Genomic DNA, 26016 nt, shown 5'->3' on the forward strand with positions numbered 1-26016 from the left:
AGGAGCACCTGTGCAGTTCTACCTTGACGGCTACCGTCCCGGAGACCCCGAATACCGCCCCGCGGCGCCCGGCCGCGACGAGAGCAGCAAGGGCGCTGCAGCCCTGCCGGACGAGGTAGACGTGCTGATCGTGGGCACGGGCCCCGCCGGCGTGGTGCTCGCCGCGCAGCTCGCCGAGTTCCCGGGCATCACTACCCGCGTGGTGGAGCGCCGCGGCGGTCCCCTCGAGATCGGCCAGGCAGACGGCGTCGCGTGCCGCACCGTCGAGATGTTCAACGCGTTCGGCCTCGCCGAGAAGCTCGTGCGCGAGGGGTACTGGGTCAACGAGGCCACGTTCTGGGGTCCGGATGGCACACGCAACGGCAGCACGGCGGGCATCACCCGCACCGGCCGCGTCCAGGACGTGGCGGACGGACTCTCCGAGTACCCCCACGTGATTGTCAATCAGGCGCGCATGCAGGAATACCTGCTTGAGAAGATGCGTACCTCCCCCTCCAGGCTCGTGCCGGAGTACGGCGTTGAAGCCACCGGTGTGGAGGTGCTCGACGACGGCGGCGACTACCCCGTGAAGGTCACGCTCCAGCGCGAGGGCGGGGACACCGCCGTCGTGCGCGCCAAGTACGTGGTGGGGTGCGACGGCGCGCGCTCGGCGGTGCGGAAGTCGCTCGGGATCGAGCTGCGCGGCGACGCCCGCAACCACGCGTGGGGCGTCATGGACGTGCTTGCGGTCACCGATTTCCCGGACATCCGGCTCAAGTCGGTCGTCCAGTCGCCGGCCGGCGGCAACCTCCTGATCATCCCGCGCGAGGGCGGGTACCTCGTGCGGTTCTATGTGGACCTCGGCGATCTCGACCCGGCGGACCGCGACGCGCGGAAGCGGTTCACGTTCGACTCGATCGTGGCGGCGGCGCAGAAGGCGCTCCACCCGTACACCCTCGAGGTCAAGTCGACCGCGTGGTGGAGCGTGTACGAGGTGGGCCAGCGGATCGCGGACCGGTTCGACGACGTGCTCGACGCCGAGCGCGGCACCCGCACTCCCCGCGTGTTCATTGCCGGCGACGCGTGCCACACGCACTCGGCGAAGGCCGGTCAGGGCATGAACGTTTCGATGCAGGACGGCTTCAACCTCGGCTGGAAGCTCGCCGCCGTGCTCGAGGGCCGCAGCCCCGAGTCACTCCTGGACACGTACGCCGAGGAGCGCCGCGTGATCGCGCAGGAGCTCATCGACTTCGACCTGCGCTTCTCGACCATGATGGCCGCCCACCCGACGGACCCGGCTCACCCCGAGCTGGGCGGTGTGGATCCTGCGGAGAAGCAGCGCATGTTCACCGAGGCCGGCCGGTACACCGCTGGGTTTGCCACGGAGTACACCCCGGGCCTGCTCACCCGTTCGGCCGAGCACCAGGCCGTGGCCACGGGCTTCCCCGTGGGGCAGCGCTTCTACTCCGCGCCGGTGATCCGCCTCGCGGACGCCAAGCCCCTGGGCCTGGGCCATGTGGCACAGGCGGACGGCCGCTGGCGGATCTACGCGTTCGCGGGCGCCGGGGATCCCACCTCACCTGACTCGGGCATCGCGCAGCTCGCGGCGTTCCTCGGCGAGTCCGAAGACTCCCCGGTGCGCCGCTTCACGCCCGACGGCGCCGACCTCGACGCCGTGTTCGACGTCCGCGCCGTGCTCCAGCAGGACCACCGCGAGCTCGAGGTCGAGGCGCTCCCGGCGTTCTTGCGCCCGGTCAAGGGTCCGTTCGGGCTCAAGGACTACGAGAAGGTGTTCACCCCGGACCTCAAGGGCGGCCGCGACATCTTCGACGAGCGCGGGATCGACCGCGAGCGCGGCGCGATCGTGGTGGTCCGCCCGGACCAGTACGTCGCGGCCGTCCTCCCGCTCGACGCACACGCCGAGCTCGCGGACTTCTTCGCGGCGTTCATGCAGCCGGCGGCGGCGCTGGTCTAGGCAGCATTCGGCTCCCCGTCCACTGACGCACGAGGGCGGATCGTAGGTTTGCGCTCAGCCGCGCAGTACCGCGCTGATCCTCTGCCCCTCGGCCTCGAGCCACGCGAGCCGGCGCAGGATCTTCTCCCCCACGCCGTCCTCCCACATCCGCGCCCAGCCGCCTCCGAGCGTCTGGGCGCGGTGGCGCATGAGGTGCCAGGACCGCTTGGTCCGGCGGATCGCCGTCGGGACGAATCGGGTCCGGGCCTCCTCGTCGAGGCCGTAGGCATCAGCGGCGAGGCGGGTGCGCACGACGGCGTCCACTCCCCTGAGCGGTTCGCTGCGGTCCTGCTCGGGAGACAGGGGCGCCCAGTGGATGCACAGGTTCAGGACCTCGTCCACTCGGGTGGCGGGGCGCGCGAGGTCGAAGTCGATGAGGGCAACGGCCTCGCCACCCCGGAACACGACGTTCTCCGGCGTGATGTCCTGATGGCCGATGAACTCCGGCGGCTCCTCAGGCTCGGGGGGCATTCCCGGCAGGTCGGGCGGGGTGACCGTCCTGAGGAGGCGGGCGGACGGCGCGAAACCGGCCATAGCGTCGTCGTACGCCCGCAGCAGCCGGGCCACCGAGGCAAGCCGCGAATCATCGGCGAGCCAGGCGGGGTGGGGCCGGCCCGCCACCTCACCATGGATGTAGGTCAGGACCTCGCGGCCCTGCTCGTCGAGTCCGAGATAGCGTGGGGCGCCGCCGAAGCCGACGTCCTCGAGGTGGCGCAGCACGGCGTGGACGAGCGGCGAGTGCGGGCCAAGCGGGCGGCGGACGGTGTCCCCGGCACGCACGAGTCCCTCGGTCACGTCGCCGCCCGGCAGGGGGATCTCGACAGGCTGATTCTCAGTGCTCGTCGTAGTGGTGCTCGTGCTCGGCGTGTTTGTGGCCGTCGTGGAGGTAGTCCACGTGGTCGCCGTGCTGAACCTCTTCGTGGCCGCAGCCGGGCTCGTGCCTGTGGTCCTGGACGTTGTGCTCGGCGACGTGCTCGTGCTCGTCGTAGTGGTCGCCGTGGAGGAAGTGCTGGTGGTCGCCGTGCACGTAGTCCACGTGGCCGCCGTGCTGGACGGCGTCGTGGCCGCAGCCGTCGCCGTGCTCGTGCTCGGCCACCGTGTGGCTCTCGTGGACGTGTGTCTTCGTCATCGGTGAAGGCCCCTTCGACTCGGTCCGTGGCGCCCCGGCACATCGCCGTGCGCCTGCCGCCTAGCCTACGGACGGCGTCGGCGCCGAGCCAGACCTCAGCGGCTCGGGACCGGCGAGCGTCGTTGGGGGCAGTGGCAGCACCGATGATGCGGAACGGGTCCTGTGCCCAGTTCGGAGGACCGTCCGTCGCGCTGAACGCCTCGGCCTGTGAGGGCTTCGGTTCACTGCGAGGATGAGCACCGCCGTGATCAATGCGGCGGCCACGTGGGCCACCAGCAGGAGGTGGAGGTCCAGTACGAGGGAAGTTCCGTCCGAGTCCTGCGCGGGGAGGGCCGCCGAGTGGCTGTGCACGTGCCCTGCGGAGGGGAGCATCGGAGTGTTCGGACCCGTCAGGGCGGTGAACAGGGGGTGCAGCGCTTGCTGGATGGCACCGCTTCCGATGCCGATAGCCCACGGAGCTGCTCGGAACCGGGCTGCCGCGGCGGCGAGCAGGCTCACGAGCGCGGCGAGTGCGGCGAGGACCGAGGCCGGAGGGGCGGCTCCGCCGGAGATGAGGTGCGCCGCTAGGCCGAGGCCGACGGCTGCCGGTCCCGCGACGAGAGCCGTTCGGGCAGAACGGCTACGTACGGCCAGTCGTTGGGGCTCCATACACAGCCTTCGGAGCCGCCGCGCGCGTCGGATTGGAGGCAGGACTTATTCCTCGGACCCCCGTCTCAGGGCGCGGCGGACGAAGAACGCCAGCGCGGCGACGGCCAGGACCAAAGCCGCCGCACCGATGATGATCCAGATCAGCTGTGCTCCGCCCGTGTCGGCGGAGGCTGATGCCGGTGCCGCCGGCACCGTGCCCTGAGGGCCCTGTGCAGGAGCCGGGCCCGCAGCCGAGGAGGCGGCGGTTCCAGAAGCCTGGGCGGTGAAGGTGAAGGTCCCCTCAATGGGATGGGAGTCGGAGGACACGACCCGCCAGACGATCGTGTATCTCCCCGCTGGGGCGCCCGGCTTGAGGCGCTGCGTGACGCTGTTGTCCACGGTGCTCGGTTGGCCGTCGGTCTGGTTGGTGCCCGTGGGGTCCTTCACGAAAATCTCGGTGCCGACGCCGATGGGGATGTGGTCGAAGGTCAGGACGACCGAGGTGGGGACTGTCTGGACCGTGGAGCCGTTGGCGGGGTTCGTTGCCTCGATGGCGTCGTGGGCCTGAGCTGCTGGGCCTGTGAGGAGGACGGTCAGGGCCATGAGGACGGCGGCCACTGCTGTGCGCAGGAGGCTGGTGTGCGCGTGCGGCAGGTGTGCCGTCGTGGCTGGGCTGGGCATGGTTGTTCCTTCGGGGAGGGGCGCGGTGCCGCCCGGGCTGGCCTACCCGGGCGGCAGCTGATGGGGCTACTTCGCCGTGCGGCGGCGGCTGGCCGGGACCATGGTTAAGGCCGCGGCGCCCAGGATGGCGCCGAGGAGGCCCAGCCCGAGGCCCCACGCGCCCGTGGCGTCTGTCGTCTGGGAGACTGGGGCCGCGGCCTGCTTGGACGGGGTCTGGCTCTGGTTGGCGTCGTCTGCAGCGGTCGTGGTGAACGAGGGGGCCGGGTGCTTGGGCTCGGGCTGGCCCTCCTCGGCCTTCTCGTCCCAGTTCACGACCTTGCCGTCGGTGTAGGTCTGGGCCGCCGGGAACACGACCTTGACCCCGGCGGCGGGGAGCCGACCGACGGAGATCGAGAAGGCCTGGTACTGGTTCTGGCCGATCTCGTGGGCCGGGTCGTTGGCGGTCCAGACCACCTCGGTGGGGGCCTTGGTCACTGTCGCGCCGGCGACGGTGACGGGTTTGGGCAGGTCGGTGGTGATGACCTGGGCGGTCCAGCCCTCGACCGGCTTGACCGAGACCGAGGTGAAGGGGGTGTCGGTGGGGAGCTTGACGTCGAGCTTGTTGGTCTTGGCGGTGGGGGATTCGTTGGGCATGTTGAAGGTCAGGTGCGAGTAGCCGTTGGCGCCGGTGTCGTCCGTGTTGACGGTGACGTGGGCGTTGGCTGCGGCGGCTCCGGCGGCGATGAGCGCGGCGGTCGCGGCGGTGGTGGCTGCTGCCTTGAGGGCGCGGCGGAATGAGGTGTTCATGGTGGTCTTGGCCTTCTTCTGAGGAATCCCGGGCACGAGGGCACTGGCCCAAGGGGCCGGGAAGTGTGCGAGGGCCCGCACGGGGGTGCGGGGTGTCCGGTGTGCCGCCTCAGGCGGTGGCAGGGACGCGCGGCGGACCGCGCCGGGAAGGTAGACGCAAGCTGCACCACAGGCGCGGCAGCGTTCCCGGGGCGTAGGCGGGAACCGTGGGGAACGGGTGCAGGGCCGGCAGCAGGAGTAGCCGGACCAGCGGCCGCAGCCAGCCGAGGAGGGCCCACAGGGCATCTTCGCCCTTGGCCAGCAGGAGCCCGACGGCAAGGGTTGCCACTATGTGGGCGACCAGCATCACCGGGCTGTCTCCATGCGCGTGGGAGCCCTTGGCGGCCAATCCGAAGGGCGCGGGCGTACTAAGGACGTGGACGTGCCCGGCCGTGGGTGAGAACTGCGGCACCGTGGCTGCGGTCTCGGACAGGGTGTCGAAGGCGGTGTGCAGGACGAACTGCCCAGTGCCCAGGATTCCGAGCACCGCGGCGGGCGTGAGCCGTTTCCCGCACAGCCAGACAGACGGCAGAATGGCCAGGGCCAGCAGGCCTAGGAAGATCAGCGTGTCTGGCAGCGTCCCGCCAGTGGCCGTGTGCGCGGCGGCGGCGAGCAGGAGAGTAGAGCCGGCGACGACAGCGGCGCGGGAGAGCCTGAACAGCCCGTGCATGCTCCCACCGCCCTTCCTCGACGCTTCAGGGGCCCCTCCCAAGTTTAGGGAACGAAGTGGTCCGGGGAGGAATCGGCCGTCGGCTCGCCGCCTCTCTGGAGCGCGTGCTGTCCTTGGTTCGGAGCGGGGGCCGACCGCGGCTTGGGCTCAGGCTGGTGAATAGGTCCCCACGGGGCCCCAGCACTGACTTGTGCAGCGGGTTGGGCGTGAGGGTCAGCGCAGCGCTGCGGCCACTTTCCTCCTTGCCGAGGTGCTGCTCTCCTCGGTCCCGGTAGTGGGCTAGTGGCTGGCGGGCGCCCGGAGCGGCGGAGTTGACGCGGATGCCCTTCTCGCCGTACTCCATCGCGGCGGTCTTAGTCATGCCGACTACGCCGTGCTTCGCGGAGACTCAGGCGATGCTGCCCGGCTGCGGGCGGAAGCGGAGACGGAGGAGATGTTCACGATCGAACCGCCGCCGCCCTGGGCGAGGCGGTGCCCCCGGAGACTGCTCCGCCCCGGAACTATTCCCCGGCCGCCGGAAGAGCCTCACCCCGTGTGCGCCCTGAGGTACTCGCGCAGGCCCGAGATCGCGAAGTCCACCCGGCCGTACCCTGCCTGTTCGATGAGGCCGGCCTCAATCAAGCGTGAACGGTAGTTGGAGACGGTGTTGGGCCGCGCCTCCATCCTGCGGCCGATGTCCCCGACCTCCGCCACGCCGTCGTCCTGCGCCATCGCGTGGAGGAATGCGAGGTCCTTCGCCGAGACCGTGGCGAGCGCTGCCTCAATGACCACGCGGTCGTTGCGCCGTCTCGCTGCAGCAACTGCGCGAGCCACCGCCTCCGCGTCCAGCGTCTCCCTCGCCTCGGCCTGGCGCCACAGGAAGTAGCCGACCAGCTGGATGAGGAAGGGATAGCCGCCCGTCGCCTGCGCCGCCTCGGCGGCGAGGTCCGCCCCGAGGGTGAAGCCGCCCTGCGCGAACAGTTCGCCGTACGACGCCGCGGTCTCGCCGATGCTCACGGCGTGGAGGTCGATCCGGTCCGCCCGCCGCAGGAAGGTCGCCACACCCGCATTGAGCAGGTCCGAGACGGCCGCGGGCAGACCCGCGAACATGAGGGCGATGGGAAGGCCCGCCCTGATGAAGTGCTGGACGTCCGCCGCGAGCTGAGCGAGCTCGTCGCGATCCGCCGCGTGGATCTCGTCTACCGTGATGAGCAGCCCAGTGGCGTTCGCGTCGAGCCGCTGGAGGAGCTTCTCGCCGGCCTGGCGCCAGGTGACCTGCTCCTCGGGCGTGAGTTGGGTGGCGACGCCGAACCCCGCCATCGTGACCCCTGTGACCTTGCGGGCGAGGTGGCCCGCGCCGAGCTCCTCCTCCGCGCGACGCATCGCCGCACCGCTGCGGGCCCCGAAGCCGGGCGTGGCCGTCTCGGAGATGACGTACCAGCCCGCCTCGAGCGCGAGGTCCTCGGCGTGGCCGAGCATCACGGTCTTCCCGATGCCCCTCGCACCGGTGATGATGGTGAGGAGGCCGGGCGCGCCGGACCGGATCCGGAGCCCGTACTCGAATTCCTCGAGGAGCCCGCTGCGGCTCAGGAGCGCGGGGGGCTGGGCGCCGGCCGTGGGGCGGAAGGGATTGATCACCGGGACTCCTGTGTAAGCCTATGAATCTTGTGTGCCTTGTGTATCTTTACACAGTCATCGAGCGGGCCTCCGCGACGGACGACGGCGCGTCCCCACCTGAGGCGGGAACGCGCCGTCGTGCGCGGGGTCGGATGAGGCTCAGCGCAGGGCGGCGGCCACCCGCTTGATCATGGTCTCGAACCGCTCGAGGAGGGCCTCCCGCCTGCTCGCGGGCCACTGGGAGTACGCGAGGCACACTGTGATCACGGCGTGGTTCCGCACGCCGAAGTGGGCGTGCAGCTCGCCGTCCGGGGAGGGGCCGAAGCCGACCTCTGGTGCCGTCTCGAACTCGTCGATGACCTCGGGCACGAGGAAGAGCGCCTCAAGGATCTCATCGAGCCGGAAGGCCAGCGCCCCCTGCTCGAGCTCCCCCTTCGGCACCAGCCCGGCCGTGGCCCCAGAGAGCAGGCTGTCGCTGAGCACGAACACGAAGCCGCCCGGGGTGCTCACGAGGGCGCCGTTCAACTCCACGGACTCCGCCCCCCGCCGCGGGACGAGCAGGAACCCGGGCAGCACCACGGACTCGTCCATGTAGAGCTCGCGGTCGTACAGCGGGTCGGTCGGGGCAGCGCGCTCCAGCGCGGCCTGCAGCATGAGGGGCTCCGCGCGCGCCTCGACGGAAAGAAGCGGGTCCTCCCCGGCGGCATCCTCCGATTCCTGCGCCATCTCTTCCAGGGCGTCCACGGCCGCGGGCACATGCCGCAGCACGAGGCGCCCGGCCTCCTCCGCGCCGAACAGCACCGCGCACCCCCCGAGCATTGCGACCACGGCGTCGCGGATCTGGACGTCCTCGCCCAGCTGGCCCTCGAGCCACTCGACCACCCGAAGCGCGCCCGCCTGGTCCAGCACACAGGCCGCGGCCTCCCCGCCCCGCTTCTCCGGCGGCACGGCGCAGACCTCGGCTAGGACTGCGGCCAGACCGTCGGGAATGCCGCTGCCGGCAAGCCGCATCGCCAGGGCCAAGCCTGGTGGGGTGAAAGGCATACATCCAATCGTCCCGGAGCGCGGCGACCAGGGTCAACCGGAGGCCCCCACATGACGCGGCCGAGCCCCTCGCGAATCGGCTCAGCGGCGCCCTTCTCTCCGCAGCGGAAGCGGGCAGAAACCCGCGCTCACCACAGCCTCGACGGCAGGCGAATGAAGTGGGGCACCGCGAACGGTGCGGCCAGGTTCGTCGCCAGCGCGGGCGCCGGCCGCGGCGGGAACACCGGCACCGCCCTCCTGGACTGCGACAGTAGGCCAGCAGACGCCGCCGGCCGCCATGGAACCGCGCCCGCGCCGGAGTCAGACGACGACCCGCGCTCCGCTCCGGCGAGGAGCGACGCCCACAGGAGCGCGAGGGCGCTGACGAGGGCCACGGCCGTCGCCGCCTCAACCGGGGACCAGTGCCGGCGAGCCTCGTCGGGCCGTCGCAGGCGGTGCCCGGCCGGGAGGGAGGCCGTGATCACGGCGCGGTGCGCCGCGTGTCGGGCTGCTGAATAAGTGCGCATGGGATCACCTCTTGCCGCAGGCTCCCAGCTTGCCGTACCCCTCAAGGCTCCGCCCGCCGTGTCCGAGCGTCAAGGGTTGCCCGTCGCGGGACCGGCGTCAGGCGAACACCATGCGCCCAGCCTCCCGCCTGCCCTGGGCGAGACCGGCGCGGGCGGCGGGGCCCCGAGCGGCAAGGTCCATCATGTTGGTGCCCATGGCGCCGAGGGAGTCGGCGTCCGGGAAGACCACCTCCACGCGGCTCCCCGCGGCGCGGAGCGCCTCGACGTGGCCCGCGAGCTCGGTGTCCGGGAACCTGCGCAGCCCCTCGAACTGCCCTGGGCGGTCGGGCCGAGCGCCGCCCAGGGGCGAGAGGACCACCACGTTCGCGTAGCCCGAGGCCAGGTCCGCGTTCTCGGGCGAGCGGACGCCGCCGTCCAGGTACCGGCGGCCGTTGATGGCCACGGTGGGGCCGGGCATCGCCGTGCTGGCCATCACCGCGTCCACAAGGTCCGCGCCGGATTCCCGGTCAAGGGCAACGAGCTCGCCGGTGTGCGCGTCCACGGCCGTGATGACGATCCGCTTCTGGGGCCATTCGTGGCTGGGCAGCCTCGCGGCAACCACAGCGCGACGCCGCTCAGCAGCGCCGGGCGGCAGGTCGGCGTCGTACTCAAGGCCGAACGCGCCCATGGCGCGCTGCAGCTCGGGTGCGGAGCTGGAGGAGGCGTTGATGGCCCGCATGCGCTCGAACAGGGCGGACGACGGCGCCCCGGCCGGGCGGCGCGGCGCGTCACCGGCGGGCGGGGCGAGGGTCTGCTCGTACAGCTCGGCCAGGGGCACGCCGCTGCAGATCTGCGCGGCCGCGGTGGCGCCGGCGGAGGTGCCGATGACCACGCTGGCGGTCTCGGCAAGGTCGAGGCCGGCGTCGCCGAGGCCAGCGATGACGCCGATGAGCCACGCGTTGCCGACGGCTCCGCCACCGCCCAGGACGAGGGCAAGCGAGGAGGGGTTGGAAAGGTGAGACATGTCTGGTCCCTTCGGGTTATCCGCGATGCGGGCACCCGAGGACCGGCGGCAGCGAAGGCTAGAGGCTACGGCGCGAGGGGGCGAGGGGGCGAGCGCCCGACTGTGAACGAAGATCGGACTCACCTCCTCAGTGCGAGCGCACGGCGGCGCTGACGAATGGACTCAGGTAGAGGATACGGCGTCGGCACGGGGTGAGCGAAGCCTCACGCCCTGCGCGGGCTCGGCGCCCCGGAGGATAGACTCCTGCGCGTTATGAAGATCCTCATCATCGGTGCCGGCGCCACGGGCGGCGCCTACGGCACCAGGCTCATCGAGGCCGGCCGCGACGTCACCTTCCTGGTCCGCCAGCACAGGGCAGAGGCCCTGGCCCGCGACGGGCTCACCCTCCAGGCCCCCGACGGCCGCCACACCCACAAGGTCCACGCAGTCACGGCCATCCAGCCGGGCGACCACTATGACCTGATCATCGTCGCGGTCAAGGCCCCGGCCCTCGCGGGCGTGCTCGCCACCGCGGCCCCGGCGATCGGTCCCGGGACCATGATCCTGCCCTTCCTCAACGGCATGGACCACCTCGACGCGCTCGAGGAGGCCTACCCCGGCCAGGTCCTCGGCGGGCTCGTGAAGATCGTCGCGACCCTCGACGGCTCGGGCACGGTCCTTCAGATGACCCCGATGAGCACCATGACCGTCGGCCCGCTCCACGGCACCCCGCTGCCCGAGGAGGTCAGGGAGGCGCTGGACGTGCCGGGCATCCGGCTCACCGTCGATGACGAGATCGAGACCCGGCTGTGGGAGAAGTGGGCGTTCATCGCCTCCGCCGGCGTGATCACGTGCCTGTTCCGGGGCACCATCGGCGACATCCTCGCCGCCGGCGGGGAGGAGCACATCCTGCGGGCCATCGCCGAGACGGAAGACGTGGCGCGGGCGGCCGGTCACCCGGTCAGCGCAAAGAGCCACGCCCAGAGCCTGGACCTGCTCACCGAGCCTGGATCGGGCTTCACGTCCTCGCTCTACCGCGACCTCCAGAACGGCGACCCCGTCGAGGCCGAGCACATCGTCGGCGGCCTCGCCGCCCGCGCCCGCACCCTCGGCGTGGCCACTCCCCTGCTCGACGCGGCCCTCCTCCAGCTCCGCACGCACCGGCAGGCGATGGCTCACCAGGCGTTGACGTAGGTCGAGCGACGTCGAACCATGCACGACGGCGGGCCCGCACCTTCCGGTGCGGGCCCGCCGGGTGCCGGGCGGGGTCAGGCACCCATAGTGTCATCCATGCCGGTGAGGGGCTCGGCGGCCGCGCGGAGCGCGCGCATCGCCTCCTCGTACGGGTACAGGCGGCCGGGTTCGAGCCGGCCGTTGGGGACGGTCGGGATCACCGAGTCGCCCCTGCGGCCCCGTACCCAGAGTGCCTCGAAGTTGAGGGCGGGGATGCTGAGGATGCTGGCCTCGCTCGCGCCCGAGTCGCGGGCACCGCCGTCGTGCGCCTCCTCACGGTCGAGCCCGGCGGCGTCCGCCGTGGCGACGGCATCGCTGAACGCCTCCAGCCGCGCGGGAGCATTGGACATCGAGCGGACGGCGCCCTCGTCCGAGTCGTCCACGTCGTAGAAGGCGGTGAGGCGGCCGTCCGCGGATTCGTAGACGCGGAGCCCCGTCGGCTCGGCCTCCGAGACGCGGCCGGTGGCGATCTGGTCGAGGGTCGCGGTGTAGACGCGGTGCGCCAGGCCGAAGCTGGGCTCGGGAGCCGGAGCGCCGACGGCGCGCCCCGGGTCCACAGCGTCCCGAAGGACGAGGAGTTGCCGCGCCTCCCACAGCTTCTTGTACAGGGGTTCGGGGATGATCACGTCAGGCCACCACCAGCGGCGGTAGCTCTTGGTGATGTAGTAGTGGGTCCATGTTCCGCTCCCTCGGTAGTTCGTGGAGAAATCGGCGAGCGTGAGCTGGCTCTTGCCCCAGATCGGGTCGTCAATGTACACCCACTGGGTGAGGCCCCAGCTCGCATAGCCGTAGATCACGACGAAGTGCCCGCCGCCGCCATTCCAGCCGATGCGGGCGCCTATCGGGCGGCCGGCGTCGATCTCCACGCGGAGCTGCGCGAACGTCGCGGTGCCGGCGGTGATCGAGACGAAGTTGCTGGTGCGGGAGAGGGCCCGGTCGAGGTACCAGGGCACGTTCGCCGCCGCGGGGACGGGGTTCTGGCAGGCGTCGTTGCGGCCGAGCTCGGCGTTGGCGATAGTGCACTGGCTCCACGGGCTGAAGTACCAGTAAAAGTGGCTGACGCTGTTGGAGGTGGCGGCCCAGCACCAGTTGGTCTGGGTCTGCATCTGCATGGTGAACGGGAGGCTGCGGCCCACGTAGAGCCGGTCCCACCAGTCGAGTCGCTTGAGTGTTGCAGAGATCGGAGTGGACGTGGTGCGAACGATGTCTTCGATACTCATGGAAACCAACCTCATTGTCCGGTGTGAAGGATCCCAGCAGGGTTAGTCTAACGAGTAGATTTATAGCGGTCAATGCAGGCTACCCACGCACGACGCCGGGCCAGCATCTGCAGCAACCGCGTTCTTACGGGTCAGTTTCATCGACCTGAATCTATCCAGCCTTGAATCGCTCCCACGCCTTCTCCAGGAGGTCCTCTCGGGGGCGGAGCGACCGCGTTCTGGGTACCGACATGAGCGGTCGTCCGTGCATTTCCTGGAGACCGTACTTGAGCATCGGCCCGTCGATCTCATGAAGCAGGTCGGCCTTGATCTGGACCACAAGATCCGGCCTGATCCCGAGTAGGTTGGAGTCGAAGGCCGCATGATGGATCTTGCACATCGCCATTCCATTCACCACGGAAGCAACGCCATCTTCGTGGCGGTCCGGGATGATGTGCGCCGCGTCAAGCAAGGGCAGGTGGCCGAGGTTGCACACTGCACATCGTTCGCTGTACGCGTGAAGGACCTGGCTTCGGAAGATGCCCTGGAACAGCCGATGCTTCGCTGCGACGTCGGCGTACCGCCGGAGTTGCTCCTCGAAAGGGCTGTCGCCGCCATGAGCAACAGCATCTGCGCTGACCAGGAACTGATGTGCCGTTGGTTCCTCTCCCACCACGTAGATCGGGAAGTGAGGCTGGAAGAGCCCCTTAGCTACACCGACGAACCAGATCAGGGGAACCTGTTGCTCCATCGCAGCACGAAGTGCTCGGTTCGTAGCCTCGGCGGGATCCGTTCCATTCCATTTGTATCGGAGCAGGAAGTCGTGATCGTAGACGCCGTCATCGTACGGCCGTTCGGCTCCTTCTGGCCGGTAGGTAGTAGTGATTGAAAGCGCGGCGCTGAATCCTCCTGGCTTCCAGATCCCCTTCACCCTGTCCTTCAAGGGCAGGGACTCGCCGGACAGTCGGAAGTCGCGCAGTTCCCCCCAAGAGACGGCCTCAGCGCCGTCATGAGTCCGAGCCGCGAGCCATTCCATGATCTGGGCACGGATCACGTTCTCTTCAAGCCCAAATCGCTCGATCACAGTCCTCAGCCTAGGCCGGCGGTCAGACGGCCACGGCGTTCGCGACCGCGAACACGTCGGCAGGCATTGGGCGGTGAAGCTTCCATGTGATGGCGATCGGTTTCTCACCGGAATGGTCAACGTAGCGCGCTGTCCCGAGGCACGTGTACTGCATCGTCATCCCCCGGTCGTCCTTCGCAGCCGCACGCGTGAAGAGGACAACATTCGAGCCACCTCCGACATACCGCCGCCCGTCCGCCGAGGCCGCAGTCGTACGGCTCTGGGACTCCCAGTGGAAGATGTCGGGGCTGATGGCGTAGTCCTTATACAGAGTTGTGGGCGAGTGGTCGCTCTCATCCTTGTTCAGCGTGACCAGGAAAGCATCGACTCCAGTTTCTGGGCACCACGCAACGCCTTCACGGTGGTTTCCGATCCCCCTGCCCGAGAAGGCGAAAGCTGCAAGGATCTCCTGCCGCGTGTACGTGGCATGCGACTGGACGGGGACGTACGCAAGGTCCATCCCCAGGGATTTCGGAGCGTGGCGGCTGGAGTCCGCGCCAATGGCGGTGATCTGCGCAATTTCAGACGCCACCCATGGAAAGCTGCGCACATAGTCAAGCCCCGTATCGATGTCCGAGCCTTCGAGCGAAGGCTCTTTCTGAAGCTCGAGCGAGTAGTACAGCATGCGAGCGAAAGCCTTCGTGCGAAGATCCATCTCCTCATATCGTGGTGAGGCACTCAGAAGCAAACGGCCGTACGCTTCTGCGCGCTCTGCATCATCTACGTGCAGAAAACGCGAGACCTTACTCAGGATGCGCTTCTCCGAAACGGTGGCCAGATCCACGAGTCGAGCAGCAAGCACCTGCTCAAAGACCGATTCCGAGCTGATCAACTGAGCCGAACGAAGGTAGCCCGTCCAGGAATCTTTGGTGTCGCGGTAGACATCCCTGATGTCCGCTCCGGAAGCGCGAAGATAGTCGGCCAACGCCGTCGTTCCATGGGCGCGGACGTCTTGGACCAGCGCCTTGCGGGTGAAGCCCAGCTGCGACCTGATGTTGGCTAGGACAATGTCCTGGGAAACCCGGTCCAGCTGGACTTGACAGCCCGATGGCAGCGTGGGGAATTCTTCTTCGACCTCCCGTTGGAGCCGATTCCTTCCCACACCGCCAAGCAGCGCCCGGTACTTCACATCGAAGCGGAACTGGCGGTGTTGCTGTCCGATGAAGTCCAGCACTGTCAGCACGGCCTTCCCCGGCGCACGCCGCAGTCCGCGGCCGAGCTGCTGCAGAAATACTGTCGGACTCTGGGTCGGACGCAGTAGCAGAATGGTGTCGATTTCGGGAACATCGAGCCCCTCGTTGAACAAGTCAACGGCGAAAAGGCAATTGATCTCGCGGTCTCGGAGCTTGCGCAGGGCCTCTGCGCGCTCCTCCGGCGGTGTTGATCCATCTACGGCAAGGGATGCGACCCCAGCGCGAGTGAAGACCTCCGCCATATAGTGCGAATGCTGCACCGAGACGCAGAACCCAATGGCACGCATCTTGGTCGAGGACCTTGTCCCGCAAGGAGCCAATCACCTTTGCAGCTCGGGCATCGTTCCCTGTGTAGATCCTACTGAGTTGGGCCAAATCGTAAGTTCCGCGGCGCCACTCAAGACGTGACAGGTTGACGTCGTCCGACACGCCGAAGTAGTGGAATGGGACGAGGAGGTCCTCACCGAGAGCGTCCCAGAGCCGCATCTCACTCGCCGTACGACCGTCGAAGTATTCGTTCGCAACGCTGATTCCGTCGCCGCGCTCAGGCGTCGCGGTGAGCCCCACAAGTTCTCTGGGCTCCAGTCGATCGAGAAGCCTCCGATACGTCGGTGCCGCCGCGTGATGGAACTCGTCGACCACAACGATGTCGAAAGCCTCGGGCCCAAGACTGACAAGCCTCTCGTCACTGAGCGACTGCACGGAAGCGAAGACCTGGCGCCATTCCCTGGGCACATCGCCGCCCACCAGTAGCTCGCCGAAGGTTCCGTCATTGAGCACCCGCCGATAGGCCCTGAGTGACTGCTCGAGGATCTCGCGGCGGTGCGCGACGAAGAGGAAAGTTGGCTTCTCTGATTTCCCCTCGGCCAGCCGCTTGTAGTCCAATGCGGCGACCACTGTCTTCCCAGTTCCTGTAGCCGCAACCAGCAGGTTCCGATGATGGCCCTTGGAGCGCTCGCCTTCGAGGTCTTCGAGCATTTCCTGTTGGTGCAGGTAGGGAACGACTTCGAGACCGGTCGGTCCAAGGTCCCTCAGCCGCTCAGCACCGCCCACCCGCCGAAGAGCCTCGTCGAGTCGGGAGGCATCGCTCTCAGGGTTGTAGGCGACGAACCGCCGATCTTCCCAGTAGCTGTCGAAGGTGATCTCGAACTTCTGCAGGAGCCTCGGAGTCGCAACCCCGGATAGTCGGACGTTCCACTCGAGTCCGTCAAGGAGAGCCGGCTGGCTCAGGTTGGAGCTCCCCACATAAGCGGTGTCGAATCCTGACCGCCTTCGAAACAGCCACGCCTTCGCGTGCAGTCTGGTTGCGTTCGTCTCGTAATTGATGCGGACCTCAGCGCCGTACCGCCTCACGAGTTCGTCGATCGCTTGACGCTCTGTCGCGCCCATATAGGTAGTGGTGATGACCCGGAGTCTGATTCCGCGTTCCTTCAGGGCCTTGAGCTCAGACTCGAGCAGGCGTAGTCCGCGCCATTTGATGAACGCACAAATGAGGTCGACCGAATCGGCCGATTCAAGTTCTCTGCGAAGTTCGTGTGCCAGGTTGGGATCTTCACGGCTTGCCGTCAGGAGCGCCGCATCGCGGAATGGAGTGGTCGGGCGGCGCAGATTCCTGCGACGCACTTGGGATGCGTCGAAGACTGCATCCAAGATCTCGGGACCGGGCAGAACGATATCCGCTTCGCCGGTTCCCACGATCGATTGAAGCAGTCGATTTGCCGTCGTAACTCGACTCTCAGCAGGCGCGGAGGCGATTGCATTTCTGGCGGCTTTTTCAATGTGCTGTGCCAGGACATCGGGAGCGTCCTCACCGCTCACCGGCTGGAATCGCACCTCGCGGCTCTCGGGAAGGCCGAGAAGTCGCCGCTGGAGCGCCTCTGTCCGAAGGCTCTCGTAAAGCCCGTCAGGAAGGCCGTCCCCGTCGTGTCCCCCAAATTCGCTCACGGACCCACCCTATGGGCTGCTTTCGACAGGTCTCGGATATGAGATGCAGGGCAGGGAAATCAGCCCTTCCCCTGCTCCCTCTTCCGCCGCTCGGACTCCTCACGATGCCGGCGGATCTGCTCGTGGATGAGCTGCTCCTCCTCGGTGAAACGGAGGGCGTTGGCGTCGTCGCCAGAGTCGCCGGGGCCGTCGTTCTCCTGGGCTGCCGGGTACTCGACTCCTTCCTCGCCGGACGCGTCGGAGGGCTCGGGGGCGGTGGCGCGCTGCTCAGTCATGGCCACACTGTAAACCCTGAAAGTGCCGTTGTCTGGGTTTAGGCTCGCAGGCGTGAGCGACTCCCCCACCCTCGGCATCACCGGCGTCACCGGGACCATCGGCGGCCAGGTCGCCCGGCTCCTCGCCGAGGCCGGCGAATCCCTCGTCCTGCTCGCGCGGAACCAGGCGAAGGCACCTGAGCTGCCGCGCGCCGTCGTGCGTCCCGCCGACTACGGGAACCGCAACCTCTGCGAGCACTCGCTCGAGGGGATCGAGACGCTCTTCATGGTCTCCGGCCGCGAGAGCGAGAACCGGATGGAGGAGCACCACAGCTTCATCGACGCAGCGGCGGCCGCGGGCGTGCGGCACATCGTCTACACGTCCTTCATGGGTGCCGCGCCGGACGCCACCTTCACCCTGGCCCGCGACCACTACGCCACCGAGGAGTACATCAAGGCCGCTGGCGTCTCCTATACGTTCCTACGCGACTGCCTCTACCTAGACTTCATCGACGCGATGATTGGGGACGACGGCGTGATCCGCGGTCCCGCGGCGAACGGCGCCGTGGCGGGGGTCGCACAGGCAGACGTGGTGGCGTGCACGGTCGCGGTCCTGCGCGACCCCGCAGCGCACGCCGGGGTGACCTACACCCTCACCGGGCCCGAGGCCCTCACGATGGCGCAGATCGCGCACATCGTCTCCACGGTCCGCGGCACGCACGTGACCTTCCACAACGAGACCATCCCCGAGGCCTACGACTCCCGCAGGAAGTGGCCCGCCCCCGAGTGGCAGTACGACGCCTGGGTCTCCACGTACACGGCCATCGCGGCCGGAGAGATGGAGCACGTGACCGACGACGTCGAGACCCTCACCGGACGCCGGCCGTTGAGCCTGAAGGACGTGCTGCTCGGCTCGAGAGCCTAATTCGCCATTCAAGCCCCACCTGCCCTCCTCACCCGCCCAGAACAGCGGTACGGTTACGCTCAAGCGGCGGAAGGACGGCCATGACACGCTTCCTGATCACCTACCACGGCATGCCCTATCCCACCGCCGAGGTCATCACCTCCTCCCGCGGCCCGCTGAAGGCGTGGTGCGAGAAGAACCTCGGCAGGGCCATGGTTGACTTCGGCACACCGCTGTTCATCGCGGGACAGGTCTCGGAGGGCGAGCCGATGCCGTCCGTGGACATCAACGGCTACACGATCATCGAGGCCCGCTCGGCCGACGAGGCCCGGACAATGCTCGAAAATCACCCGTACATTGCGCGCGGTGCCACGATCCAGATCAACGAGTGCCTCGAGATGTGAGCTCAGCCCGCGGGGTGCCCGTGGCTGCACGTGTCCTGGCCCGGCGCGATGTCATGCCCCTGGATGCACGTGCGCGAGGGCGGCAGGTGATCCTCGTGCGAATGGAAGAACAGGCTGCTCGAGCCCTGGGCGATTCCGTCGCCCTCTCGCTGGGCCCAGCCATGATGGGTTCGCCGGTGCTCAGCGGCGGCCTGGTTGCTGGCTTCCTCGTGCTTGTGCGCGAACGGGTTCTTCATCGTTCCCACCGCCTCCACGGCCTGCCGGACCGCGGGACGCGGAGCCGATAAATCAGAGCCGATAGACAAGGATAGGCGCGATCCGGCATCGAAAGCGCCGCGCGGACGACGACGACGGCTCGCCCCCGCGTGCCGCGTCACCTACGGCTTTTCCTCCCCACGCACGCCGAGGAGCCCGAGGACTCGGGCCACGGTGGCCGCTGCGTCGTCGAGCGCGGCACCGGAGCTGGCATGGGTCCCGTCCGTCGGGCCGCGCCCGATGCCCCACATCTCTTCTGAGCACCGGAACCCTCCGCACTGGCGGCAGAAGAGGAACTCGTGGCCCATGTTGCCTGCTCTCCGCCAGGAGTACGATCGGGGCACGCTCGGGGGTCGGGCCGCGCATTGAGGGGAGTACGACTGTGAAAAGGGCATTCGTGGCGAGTCTTGCGGCCTTAGGTATGGCGTTCGTTCCACTCGCGGTTGCACCTGCATCTGAGGCAGCTACTCCGCCATCGAACACCGCGCCCCCGAGCGTCGAGGGGCCCATTGCCAAGGGGCAGATCCTAGTCAAGTTCCGCGACGCCCGAGCCTCGGCCGGCGTTCTCCACCAGCACGGGCTCGGCGACGGCCCCGAGATCGGCAGCACCGGCGCCCACCTCATCAAGGTCCCCGCCGGCGCCGAGCTCCGGCTCGTGGCGGCACTCTCCAACAACCCGGCGGTCGAGTACGCCGAGCCGGACGCCATCGCGAGCGCCACGACGAACGATCAGTACTTTGACCGCCAATACGCGCTCCAGAACACCGGCCAGTCCTTCACCAACACGGCTGGCACCATCACGGTGCCCGCAGGCACGCCGCATGCTGATGTGCATGCCGTCGACGCATGGAACATCACGACGGGCGGCGGGACCAAGGTCGCCGTCCTCGACACAGGCGTCGCCGCGGACAACCCGGACATCTGGTCGCAGGTCACAGCCAGCGCCAACTTCAGCACGTCGTCGACCCAGGACGACATGTACGGGCACGGCACCCACGTGGCTGGCATCGTCGCGGCCATCGCGAACAATGCGATGGGGGTCGCCGGCGTGTGTTATACGTGCACCATCCTCAACGGCAAGGTCCTCGACGACAACGGATCCGGCACCTCCTCGGCCATTGCCCAGGGCATCGACTGGGCCGTCGCGAGCGGTGCGAAGGTCATCAACATGAGCCTGGCGATGCGCTTCGGTTCCACGACCCTCCAGACGGCGGTCAACAACGCCTGGAACAAAGGTGTGGTCATCGTTGCCGCAGCCGGGAACACGGGTGCTCAGTACAAGATGTACCCCGCCGCCTACAGCAACGTCATCGCCGTCGCGGCCACCGACAACAATGACGCCAAGGCCTCCTTCTCGACCTACGGCGCCAAATGGGTGGACGTTGCAGCGCCGGGCGTGAGCGTCTACTCGACCTTCCCGAACCACCCGTTCGCCCTGCAGAACACCTACAACCGTTCACAGGGCTATGACATCGGCAGCGGCACCTCGATGGCCTCGCCGATCGTTGCCGCCACGGCAGCGCTCGCCTGGAGCGCTCATTCCGGCTACACGAACGCTGACGTCCGGGCGAAGGTCGAGTCCAGCGCCGATAAGATCGCCGGCACCGGGTCCTACTGGGCCAACGGCCGGGTGAACGCGAACAACGCCGTCCACTAGGCCGTCCCGCGTTCCCCAGCTTTAGGCTTCAACCCACGGCGTGTCGCCCGATTCTGCAGCGTGGCGCGTCCAGTGCAGGTCCGAAGCTGGGGAGTTCGCACCACGAGGCCCGGCTGGCCGCCTGCGGGCCCGCGCCGGTGACCAAGCGCGCACCAGCACCAACCCCCGCCTATGGCCCCATCGCTCTAACGGCCCATCGCCGCTGCGCCGTCCCGGTGCGATAGTGTGACGCCACGCACACCGGAAGGACGACTCCCCATGGCACGGTTCCTCGTCACGTACCACGACATGCCGCACCCCTCACCGGAAGTGGTCGCAGCCAACCGCGCCGCCTTCCGTGCATGGGCAGAGGAGGCCCTCGGGGACGCCCTCGTGGATCCCGGCGCGCCCGTCTACCTCGCCGGCCAGCTGGCGAAGGGAAGCCCCGCCCCCCAGAGCGAGATCGCAGGCTTCTCGATCATCGAGGCGAAGTCGCTCGCCGACGCCCGCGACCTCCTCGCCGGGCACCCCTACCTGGACCGCGGGGCGACCATCCAGATCGACTGGTGCCTCGACGTCTGACCGCCTCGGCCGTGGGCTCGGAGCTCATCCGAACGTGAACGAGTAGGGGTCGACGCCGGTGCTCGCCGTGATCTCAAGGGTTCGCGTCAGTTGGGCGGTGCCGTCAAGGAGGACGTACGAGCGCGGCGGTCCGCCCACGCCCGGGTAGTTGACCTGCTTGGCACTCCCGAGGAACGTCTCGGGGGTGGTGCCGGCGACGGGTGCGCTGCTGGCGCCGTCGGACCAGGTCAGCCAAGCCTCCGCAATCCGCAGCCACGCACCGCTCCGAAGAGAGACCGTCCAGGCCCCGCCTGCGGCCGAGAGGACTGGACGGCTGACATCGGCCGCTCGCCACAAGGAAGTGCGCCATGAGTTCTATCTTCGGTATGGCACGTTCGGCTCTGCGGGTCTGGGCTGCCGTGCTCGCGGGGCTTGCCCTCGCCTTCGGCGGCGTCGCCGCCGCAGCGTTCGCCTCCGGATCCACCGTCCAGCCGGTCTCCGACGCCAGGACCCCGGCCTGGACCGAGGGACGGACCGTGACCGTCCAGTACCCCCAGAACTTCTTCTGCGACACCAGCGTTCCCGCCTCCACAGCATCCGGCTGCGAGGTCGGCACTGCCGCCAACACCGGACCGGCGGCCAACGCGGACCGCTCGGTGCTGTACGTGCTCGTGCCACTCTTCAAGAATCCCAGCCCGGCTCCGATGTGCGCCGTCGCCAGCTGCCCCAACCACCCTATGGACATTGACCTCTCCCGCATTGCCGGGGCCCTCGGTACATCCCCTGGCGCCGTGGCATCCGTGCCGCTCCCCGCGCACAGCCACATCCTCGATGGGCCAGCAGGCGGCTGGTGGCAGGTCAAGGTCGTCGCAGTGACGACCCAGACGGCATGGGCACAGCTCGCGGCGGGCAAGTCGGAGGCCGCAATGAACACCCTGCTCGCGACGCCCGGCAGCGGCGTCGTGGGCCCGGTGCCCACCAACCTCTACCTGTTCTTCAACGTGGTGGGGCACTGAGGACCATGTCCGCCCATAACATCCTCTCGGCATCCCGCGTGCGCCAGTCGGCGCACCCGGGCTTCCGGGCAGTGCGCGCGCTGCCAACCACGGCGGCCCTCGCCGGGCTCGTCGCCGTCGCGGCGGGCCTGCTGCTCCCCTGGGTGACGGTGCTGCACGGTACCGCGCCCCTGAACGGCATCGCCGCCGGCGGGGGGACGATCGCCGGACTCGCCACGGCGTCCGCGCTGGTGCTCGTCGCGGCGCACCGCTACGGCTGGTCGCCCGGCCGCTGGCTCGCACTGGGCGGGGCAGCCGTCGCCGGGATGGGGTCCCTGTGGGTCGAGCGGTCCGTGGCGGACTACGCCGCAGATCCCGGCCCAGCCGCCGCGCTGGTCTCGCCCGTTCCGGGCCCGGGGCCGTGGGTGCTCGCTGCTGGGACCGTCCTCCTCGCGGGGGCCGCAGTCCTTCCGGTCCCGCACCGCTCCCGCAGCGCACGCTCCACCCGAACCAGCCTCGGCACCAGGCTCGGCCTCGCCGCGACTGCCTTTGTCGCCGGATGGATCCACCTGCTCCTCACCCCAGAGCATTGGGGCGAGTCCGCGCTGCTCGGCGCCGGATTCCTCGCGGCCGGGGTCCTGCAGCTCCTCCTCTCGATTGCTGTCGTGGTGCGCCCGGCCAACGCCGTGCACCTCACGCTCGTGGCGCTCAATGTGGCCCTCGTCGCGGTATGGCTCTACGCGGTGCTCGTCGGCCTCCCGTTCGGGGACGTCCACGACCACGGGAGCGAGCCAGGGCGGTCGGCCGAAGCAGGAGAACCGGTCACCGGCGTCGCACTAGTGACCGAGGCGGCCCAGATTGCAGGGGCGGTGTGGGCAGCCATCCTGGCCAGCCGCCCAATCCGCCCCCTGCCCGGCTCCGAAGTATTTGTGCAACCAGACCACCACATGCTCCACAGCGGGCATGCAGCAACCACCTCCCACTGAAGAAGGAGTGAAGCCATGAGGACCACCGAGCGCCTCCCCGGACTACGCGAATAGTCGGTCCGCGTACCGCAATCGTGCTGAGGACATGAGAGGAAACGGTCAAGAGGCTCATGCGCGGACGTGAGACAGTGGTCTACATGCCCGACCAGAGCAGCGGCGTCCCCGCCCCGGACCTCGACGAGCTGATGGCACGCGTAGCCCGAGCCGACCAGGAAGCCTTCGGGCACCTCTACGACGCCCTCGCGCCCCTGATCCATGGCCTCGTACTGCGCGTGGTCCGCGACCCGGCCCAGTCCGAGGAGGTCACCCAGGAGGTGTTCCTCGAGGTCTGGCAGCAGGCCAAGCGGTTCGACGCAGACCGGGGCCGGGCCAGGGCTTGGATCACCGTCATGGCGCACCGCCGGGCTGTGGACCGCGTCCGCGCCGCGCAGGCCGCCACCGACCGGGACCTCCGGGAGGGCATCAAGGACTACCGCGAGAGCTACGACCACGTGGAGCACACCGTTGAGGTGGCTCTGGAGAGCGAGCGGGTCAACAAGGCCCTTGAGTCGCTGACCGAGGTGCAGCGGCAGGCCATCCGCCTCGCCTACTACGGCGGCTACACCTACGGCGAAGTTGCCAGCGCCCTGGGGCTTCCCCTGGGCACCGTGAAGACCAGAATCCGCGACGGAATGATCCGCCTGAGAGACGTGTTGGGAGTGAGCCATGGATGACCAGCTGCACCTGCTGACCGGGGCCTACGCCCTCAACGCGCTCGACGGCGACGAGCGCCGCCGCTTCGAGCACACCCTCGGCTTCGGCGACGAGACCGCCGAGGAGGCACGCGAGCTCGCCGAGACGGCGGCCCTGCTCGCCGCCGGCACCAGGCCCGTTGCGCCGCCGCAGGACCTGAAGGCCCGACTCATGGCCCAGATCGCGGTGACGCCCCAGTTCGACGCGGTCGAGGAGCCCCACGCGGCCGCCCCTGCCCCTCCCCACGACGCAGGGTCACGTCCCCACGACGCGTGGTCACCTCCCAGAGACGCAGGGTCGCCTCCGCACGACGCAGGGTCGCCTCCGCACGACGCGGGGTCACCTCATCCCGGGGCGACCGTGACCGACCTGGGCGAGCGGCGCCGTCGTGCGCTGTGGAGCGTCCCGACCAAGTGGCTTGCGGCAGCCGCGGCTGTCCTGCTCGTGGCCACCGCCGCGGCCGGCACGTGGGCCGTGAATGCCCAGCGCCAGCGGGACGATGCCGTCCGCCAGCTTGCCCAGGCGTCCGATGCGCCCGGTGCCACGATGGGGCGCATCCTCGCCGCCCCGGATGCGAAGGTCCAGGAGGCCAGCGTGCCCGGCGGAGGGACGGTGCTCATTGCCCACTCGCGGCGGGACGCGGTGGCCGGGGTCGTGACGATCGGCCTCCCGCAGCCCCCCTCCGGGCATGTCTATGAGCTCTGGCTCGGGGACACGGCCGGAGCGATGAAGCCAGCAGGCCTCGTGAACGGCACCGGCACCACGTGGAACGAGCTCACAGGTGGGATCGGCTCGGCAGCGGCCCTCGGAGTGACGGTAGAGCCGGCGGGCGGCTCGCAGCAGCCCACCACCGCCCCGCTCCTGGTCGAAGCCTTCTCCTGAGTCGGCCGCCCTCTGGCGGCCCTCACGAGAGCGCCAGGCCGTGGATAAGGCCTACAGTGGCTACCGGCGGGTAACAATGGCACACTCGATGCCATGACCATCCGTGCCACCGTGCCTGACTCTCCGGCGTCCACCGGCCCGACGTTCGAGCGGCTCGCTGCCCTCGCCACCGGCACCGGCCCCGCGCTCAAGGTGATCTCCCCGTTCGACGGCCGGCCGCTCGGCGTCGTGCGCCAGGCCGCGGAGGGCGAGGTCCAGGCAGCGGTGCGGCGCGCCCGCGAGGCGCAAAAGCGCTGGGCGCCGATCCCAGCGAGGACGAGGGCGGCCGTCGCACGGCGTTTCGCGAAGCTCGTGCTGGACCGGCGGGACGAGATCCTCAACGTGGTCCAGGCGGAGACGGGCAAGGCGCGCCTCGCCGCCCTCGAAGAGGTCGTGGACGCGTCGATGACGGCCTCGCACTACGCGCACACGGCCCCCGGGCTGCTGCGCCCGCGGCGGCACGTGGGCACGTTCCCGCTCCTGACGCAGACCACCGAGCTGCGGCATCCGAAGGGCGTGGTCGGGGTCATCACGCCCTGGAACTACCCGTTCACCCTCGTGGCGAGCGACTCGGTCCCGGCGCTCCTGGCGGGCAACGCGGTGGTCATCAAGCCAGACCACCAGACCCCGTACTCGGGCCTCCTGGTCCTCGACCTGCTCCGCGAGGCGGGGCTGCCGGAGGGGCTCGCGCAGGTGGTATTAGGGCCCGGGCCCGTGGTGGGGCCGCAGCTCGTCGACGCGGTGGACTTTGTGATGTTCACGGGTTCGACGGCGACTGGGCGGACCGTCGCACAGCGTGCCGCCGGCAGGCTCATCGGGTTCTCCGCCGAGCTCGGCGGCAAGAACCCGCTCATCGTCCTGCCCGACGCGGACATCCCGGCTGCCGCAGCCGGCGCAGCGCGGGCGTGCTTCGCCAACGCTGGGCAGCTGTGCGTGGGCCCCGAGCGGATCTACGTGCACGAGGCCGTCCGCTCGCGGTTCACCGAGGCGTTCCTGGCCGAGGTCTCCCGGATCCGCGTCGTGGCGGGGACATCCTGGGACGCGGACATGGGCTCGCTCATCTCGCCCGAGCAGCTGGCCCGGGTTCAAGCACACCTCGACGACGCCGTGGGCAAGGGTGCCCAGATCCTCGCGGGAGGCGCCGCCCGGCCCGACCTCGGCCCGAGCTTCTTCGCCCCGACCGTGCTCAGCGACGTCCCGGAGACCGCGGACCTCGTGCGTTCCGAGACGTTCGGACCCGTCGTGGCCATCTATCCCGTCCGGACAGAGGACGAGGCCATCGCCCGCGCCAACGACAGCTCCCTGGGGCTCAACGCGAGCGTGTGGACCACGCCCTCGCGCGGGCGGGCGCTCGGCTCCCGGATCGAGGCCGGAACCGTGAACGTCAACGAGGGGTACGCGGCTGCGTGGGCCTCGCACTCGGCGCCGATGGGCGGCTGGAAGGAGTCCGGGCTGGGCCGACGGCACGGAGCGGAAGGCCTCCTGAAGTACACCGAGTCCCAGACTGTCTCGGTGCAGCACGCCCTGCCGATCGCGCCTTGGACCGGAATGAGCAATGAGGGCTTCGCGAACCTCTTCACCCGGGCCACGCGGCTCCTGAACCGCATCCGCTGACGACGATTC

General features: G+C 69.1%; 29 protein-coding genes and 1 pseudogene. 11 read left to right on the top strand and 19 right to left on the bottom strand.

What is annotated here, in order from left to right; all coding sequences use genetic code 11:
• The first annotated feature begins 10 nt into the window (after positions 1 to 10).
• Positions 11 to 1954 (top strand): FAD-binding monooxygenase, encoded by a 1944-nt coding sequence (locus LF262_RS11470; protein WP_235780526.1) that lies wholly within the window; start codon positions 11 to 13, stop codon positions 1952 to 1954.
• A 54-nt stretch (positions 1955 to 2008) separates the two neighbouring features.
• Here LF262_RS11470 and LF262_RS11475 read toward each other — a convergent pair whose 3' ends face one another.
• From LF262_RS11475 to LF262_RS11525, 11 genes are all read right to left on the bottom strand, one after another.
• The gene (locus tag LF262_RS11475; protein ID WP_235780527.1) at positions 2009 to 2788 is read right to left on the bottom strand and encodes a phosphotransferase; all 780 of its coding nucleotides are present in this window, start codon (positions 2786 to 2788) and stop codon (positions 2009 to 2011) included.
• Positions 2789 to 2825: 37 nt separating this feature from the next.
• Entirely contained in the window at positions 2826 to 3122 is a 297-nt protein-coding gene (locus tag LF262_RS11480; protein WP_235780528.1) for a hypothetical protein, read from the bottom strand.
• Between the two features lie 60 nt (positions 3123 to 3182).
• Positions 3183 to 3770 carry a hypothetical protein gene (locus LF262_RS11485; RefSeq protein WP_235780529.1) on the bottom strand — a complete coding sequence of 196 codons (588 nt, stop codon included), beginning with the start codon at positions 3768 to 3770 and terminating at the stop codon, positions 3183 to 3185.
• A gap of 45 nt (positions 3771 to 3815) precedes the next feature.
• Positions 3816 to 4430: a copper resistance CopC family protein gene (locus tag LF262_RS11490; protein WP_235780530.1), complete on the bottom strand. Its 615-nt coding sequence runs from the start codon at positions 4428 to 4430 to the stop codon at positions 3816 to 3818.
• A gap of 66 nt (positions 4431 to 4496) precedes the next feature.
• Entirely contained in the window at positions 4497 to 5252 is a 756-nt protein-coding gene (locus tag LF262_RS11495; protein ID WP_235780531.1) for a YcnI family copper-binding membrane protein, read from the bottom strand.
• Positions 5253 to 5325: 73 nt separating this feature from the next.
• Positions 5326 to 5925, bottom strand: a complete 600-nt coding sequence (locus LF262_RS11500; RefSeq protein ID WP_235780532.1) for a hypothetical protein — start codon at positions 5923 to 5925, stop codon at positions 5326 to 5328.
• Between the two features lie 25 nt (positions 5926 to 5950).
• Entirely contained in the window at positions 5951 to 6286 is a 336-nt protein-coding gene (locus LF262_RS17125; RefSeq protein WP_308190529.1) for a hypothetical protein, read from the bottom strand.
• Between the two features lie 164 nt (positions 6287 to 6450).
• On the bottom strand, positions 6451 to 7542 hold the full coding sequence (locus LF262_RS11510) for an ATP-binding protein (protein ID WP_235780533.1): 1092 nt from the start codon (positions 7540 to 7542) through the stop codon (positions 6451 to 6453).
• Between the two features lie 138 nt (positions 7543 to 7680).
• Positions 7681 to 8565 carry a hypothetical protein gene (locus LF262_RS11515; RefSeq protein ID WP_235780534.1) on the bottom strand — a complete coding sequence of 295 codons (885 nt, stop codon included), beginning with the start codon at positions 8563 to 8565 and terminating at the stop codon, positions 7681 to 7683.
• Between the two features lie 128 nt (positions 8566 to 8693).
• A complete protein-coding gene (locus LF262_RS11520) occupies positions 8694 to 9071 on the bottom strand; it encodes a hypothetical protein (protein ID WP_235780535.1) in 378 nt (125 codons plus the stop codon).
• Positions 9072 to 9168: 97 nt separating this feature from the next.
• Positions 9169 to 10074: a patatin-like phospholipase family protein gene (locus LF262_RS11525; RefSeq protein ID WP_235780536.1), complete on the bottom strand. Its 906-nt coding sequence runs from the start codon at positions 10072 to 10074 to the stop codon at positions 9169 to 9171.
• Positions 10075 to 10326: 252 nt separating this feature from the next.
• On the opposite strand from LF262_RS11525, the gene LF262_RS11530 reads away from it, so the two are divergent.
• Entirely contained in the window at positions 10327 to 11247 is a 921-nt protein-coding gene (locus LF262_RS11530) for a ketopantoate reductase family protein (protein WP_235780537.1), read from the top strand.
• A gap of 74 nt (positions 11248 to 11321) precedes the next feature.
• Here the strand turns inward: LF262_RS11530 and LF262_RS11535 are convergent, their stop codons facing one another.
• From LF262_RS11535 to LF262_RS11555, 5 genes and pseudogenes are all read right to left on the bottom strand, one after another.
• A complete protein-coding gene (locus LF262_RS11535; RefSeq protein ID WP_235780538.1) occupies positions 11322 to 12506 on the bottom strand; it encodes a papain-like cysteine protease family protein in 1185 nt (394 codons plus the stop codon).
• A gap of 151 nt (positions 12507 to 12657) precedes the next feature.
• Entirely contained in the window at positions 12658 to 13569 is a 912-nt protein-coding gene (locus tag LF262_RS11540; RefSeq protein WP_235780539.1) for an HNH endonuclease, read from the bottom strand.
• 22 nt (positions 13570 to 13591) lie between these two features.
• Complete coding sequence (locus LF262_RS11545) at positions 13592 to 15043, bottom strand: DUF3427 domain-containing protein (RefSeq protein WP_235780540.1); 1452 nt, start codon at positions 15041 to 15043, stop codon at positions 13592 to 13594.
• Between the two features lie 358 nt (positions 15044 to 15401).
• A pseudogene (locus tag LF262_RS11550) lies at positions 15402 to 16745 on the bottom strand (DEAD/DEAH box helicase); the annotation flags it as partial.
• Positions 16746 to 16804: 59 nt separating this feature from the next.
• Positions 16805 to 17020, bottom strand: coding sequence for a hypothetical protein (locus tag LF262_RS11555; protein WP_235780541.1), 216 nt, complete (start codon positions 17018 to 17020; stop codon positions 16805 to 16807).
• Positions 17021 to 17072: 52 nt separating this feature from the next.
• Between LF262_RS11555 and LF262_RS11560 the strand changes: the two genes are divergently transcribed.
• Both LF262_RS11560 and LF262_RS11565 read left to right on the top strand, forming a co-directional pair.
• Entirely contained in the window at positions 17073 to 17924 is an 852-nt protein-coding gene (locus LF262_RS11560; protein WP_235780542.1) for an SDR family oxidoreductase, read from the top strand.
• Positions 17925 to 18004: 80 nt separating this feature from the next.
• Positions 18005 to 18307, top strand: coding sequence for a YciI family protein (locus tag LF262_RS11565; RefSeq protein WP_235780543.1), 303 nt, complete (start codon positions 18005 to 18007; stop codon positions 18305 to 18307).
• 2 nt (positions 18308 to 18309) lie between these two features.
• On the opposite strand, the gene LF262_RS11570 is transcribed toward LF262_RS11565, so the two are convergent.
• Positions 18310 to 18543, bottom strand: coding sequence for a hypothetical protein (locus tag LF262_RS11570; protein ID WP_235780544.1), 234 nt, complete (start codon positions 18541 to 18543; stop codon positions 18310 to 18312).
• A gap of 141 nt (positions 18544 to 18684) precedes the next feature.
• The gene (locus LF262_RS11575; RefSeq protein ID WP_235780545.1) at positions 18685 to 18870 is read right to left on the bottom strand and encodes a hypothetical protein; all 186 of its coding nucleotides are present in this window, start codon (positions 18868 to 18870) and stop codon (positions 18685 to 18687) included.
• Positions 18871 to 18983: 113 nt separating this feature from the next.
• Between LF262_RS11575 and LF262_RS11580 the strand changes: the two genes are divergently transcribed.
• Together LF262_RS11580 and LF262_RS11585 are read left to right on the top strand one after the other, a co-directional pair.
• Positions 18984 to 20219, top strand: a complete 1236-nt coding sequence (locus tag LF262_RS11580) for a S8 family serine peptidase (protein ID WP_235780546.1) — start codon at positions 18984 to 18986, stop codon at positions 20217 to 20219.
• A 258-nt stretch (positions 20220 to 20477) separates the two neighbouring features.
• Entirely contained in the window at positions 20478 to 20780 is a 303-nt protein-coding gene (locus tag LF262_RS11585) for a YciI family protein (RefSeq protein ID WP_235780547.1), read from the top strand.
• A gap of 24 nt (positions 20781 to 20804) precedes the next feature.
• Here the strand turns inward: LF262_RS11585 and LF262_RS11590 are convergent, their stop codons facing one another.
• Positions 20805 to 21116, bottom strand: a complete 312-nt coding sequence (locus LF262_RS11590; protein WP_235780548.1) for a hypothetical protein — start codon at positions 21114 to 21116, stop codon at positions 20805 to 20807.
• A gap of 11 nt (positions 21117 to 21127) precedes the next feature.
• Here LF262_RS11590 and LF262_RS11595 point away from each other — a divergent pair, with 11 nt between their 5' ends.
• The 5 genes from LF262_RS11595 to LF262_RS11615 all read left to right on the top strand — a co-directional run bounded on the left by LF262_RS11595 (position 21128) and on the right by LF262_RS11615 (position 26007).
• Positions 21128 to 21775 carry a hypothetical protein gene (locus LF262_RS11595; RefSeq protein ID WP_235780549.1) on the top strand — a complete coding sequence of 216 codons (648 nt, stop codon included), beginning with the start codon at positions 21128 to 21130 and terminating at the stop codon, positions 21773 to 21775.
• A gap of 5 nt (positions 21776 to 21780) precedes the next feature.
• Complete coding sequence (locus LF262_RS11600) at positions 21781 to 22740, top strand: hypothetical protein (protein ID WP_235780550.1); 960 nt, start codon at positions 21781 to 21783, stop codon at positions 22738 to 22740.
• 137 nt (positions 22741 to 22877) lie between these two features.
• Positions 22878 to 23453 (top strand): ECF RNA polymerase sigma factor SigK, encoded by a 576-nt coding sequence (gene sigK, locus LF262_RS11605; protein WP_235780551.1) that lies wholly within the window; start codon positions 22878 to 22880, stop codon positions 23451 to 23453.
• Positions 23446 to 24354 carry an anti-sigma factor domain-containing protein gene (locus LF262_RS11610; protein ID WP_235780552.1) on the top strand — a complete coding sequence of 303 codons (909 nt, stop codon included), beginning with the start codon at positions 23446 to 23448 and terminating at the stop codon, positions 24352 to 24354. Before sigK ends, LF262_RS11610 begins: the two co-directional genes overlap by 8 nt.
• A gap of 93 nt (positions 24355 to 24447) precedes the next feature.
• The gene (locus tag LF262_RS11615) at positions 24448 to 26007 is read left to right on the top strand and encodes a succinic semialdehyde dehydrogenase (protein WP_235780553.1); all 1560 of its coding nucleotides are present in this window, start codon (positions 24448 to 24450) and stop codon (positions 26005 to 26007) included.
• Positions 26008 to 26016: the final 9 nt, after the last annotated feature.

The organism is Sinomonas notoginsengisoli, from assembly GCF_021554725.1.
Taxonomy (GTDB): Bacteria; Actinomycetota; Actinomycetes; order Actinomycetales; family Micrococcaceae; genus Sinomonas; species Sinomonas notoginsengisoli.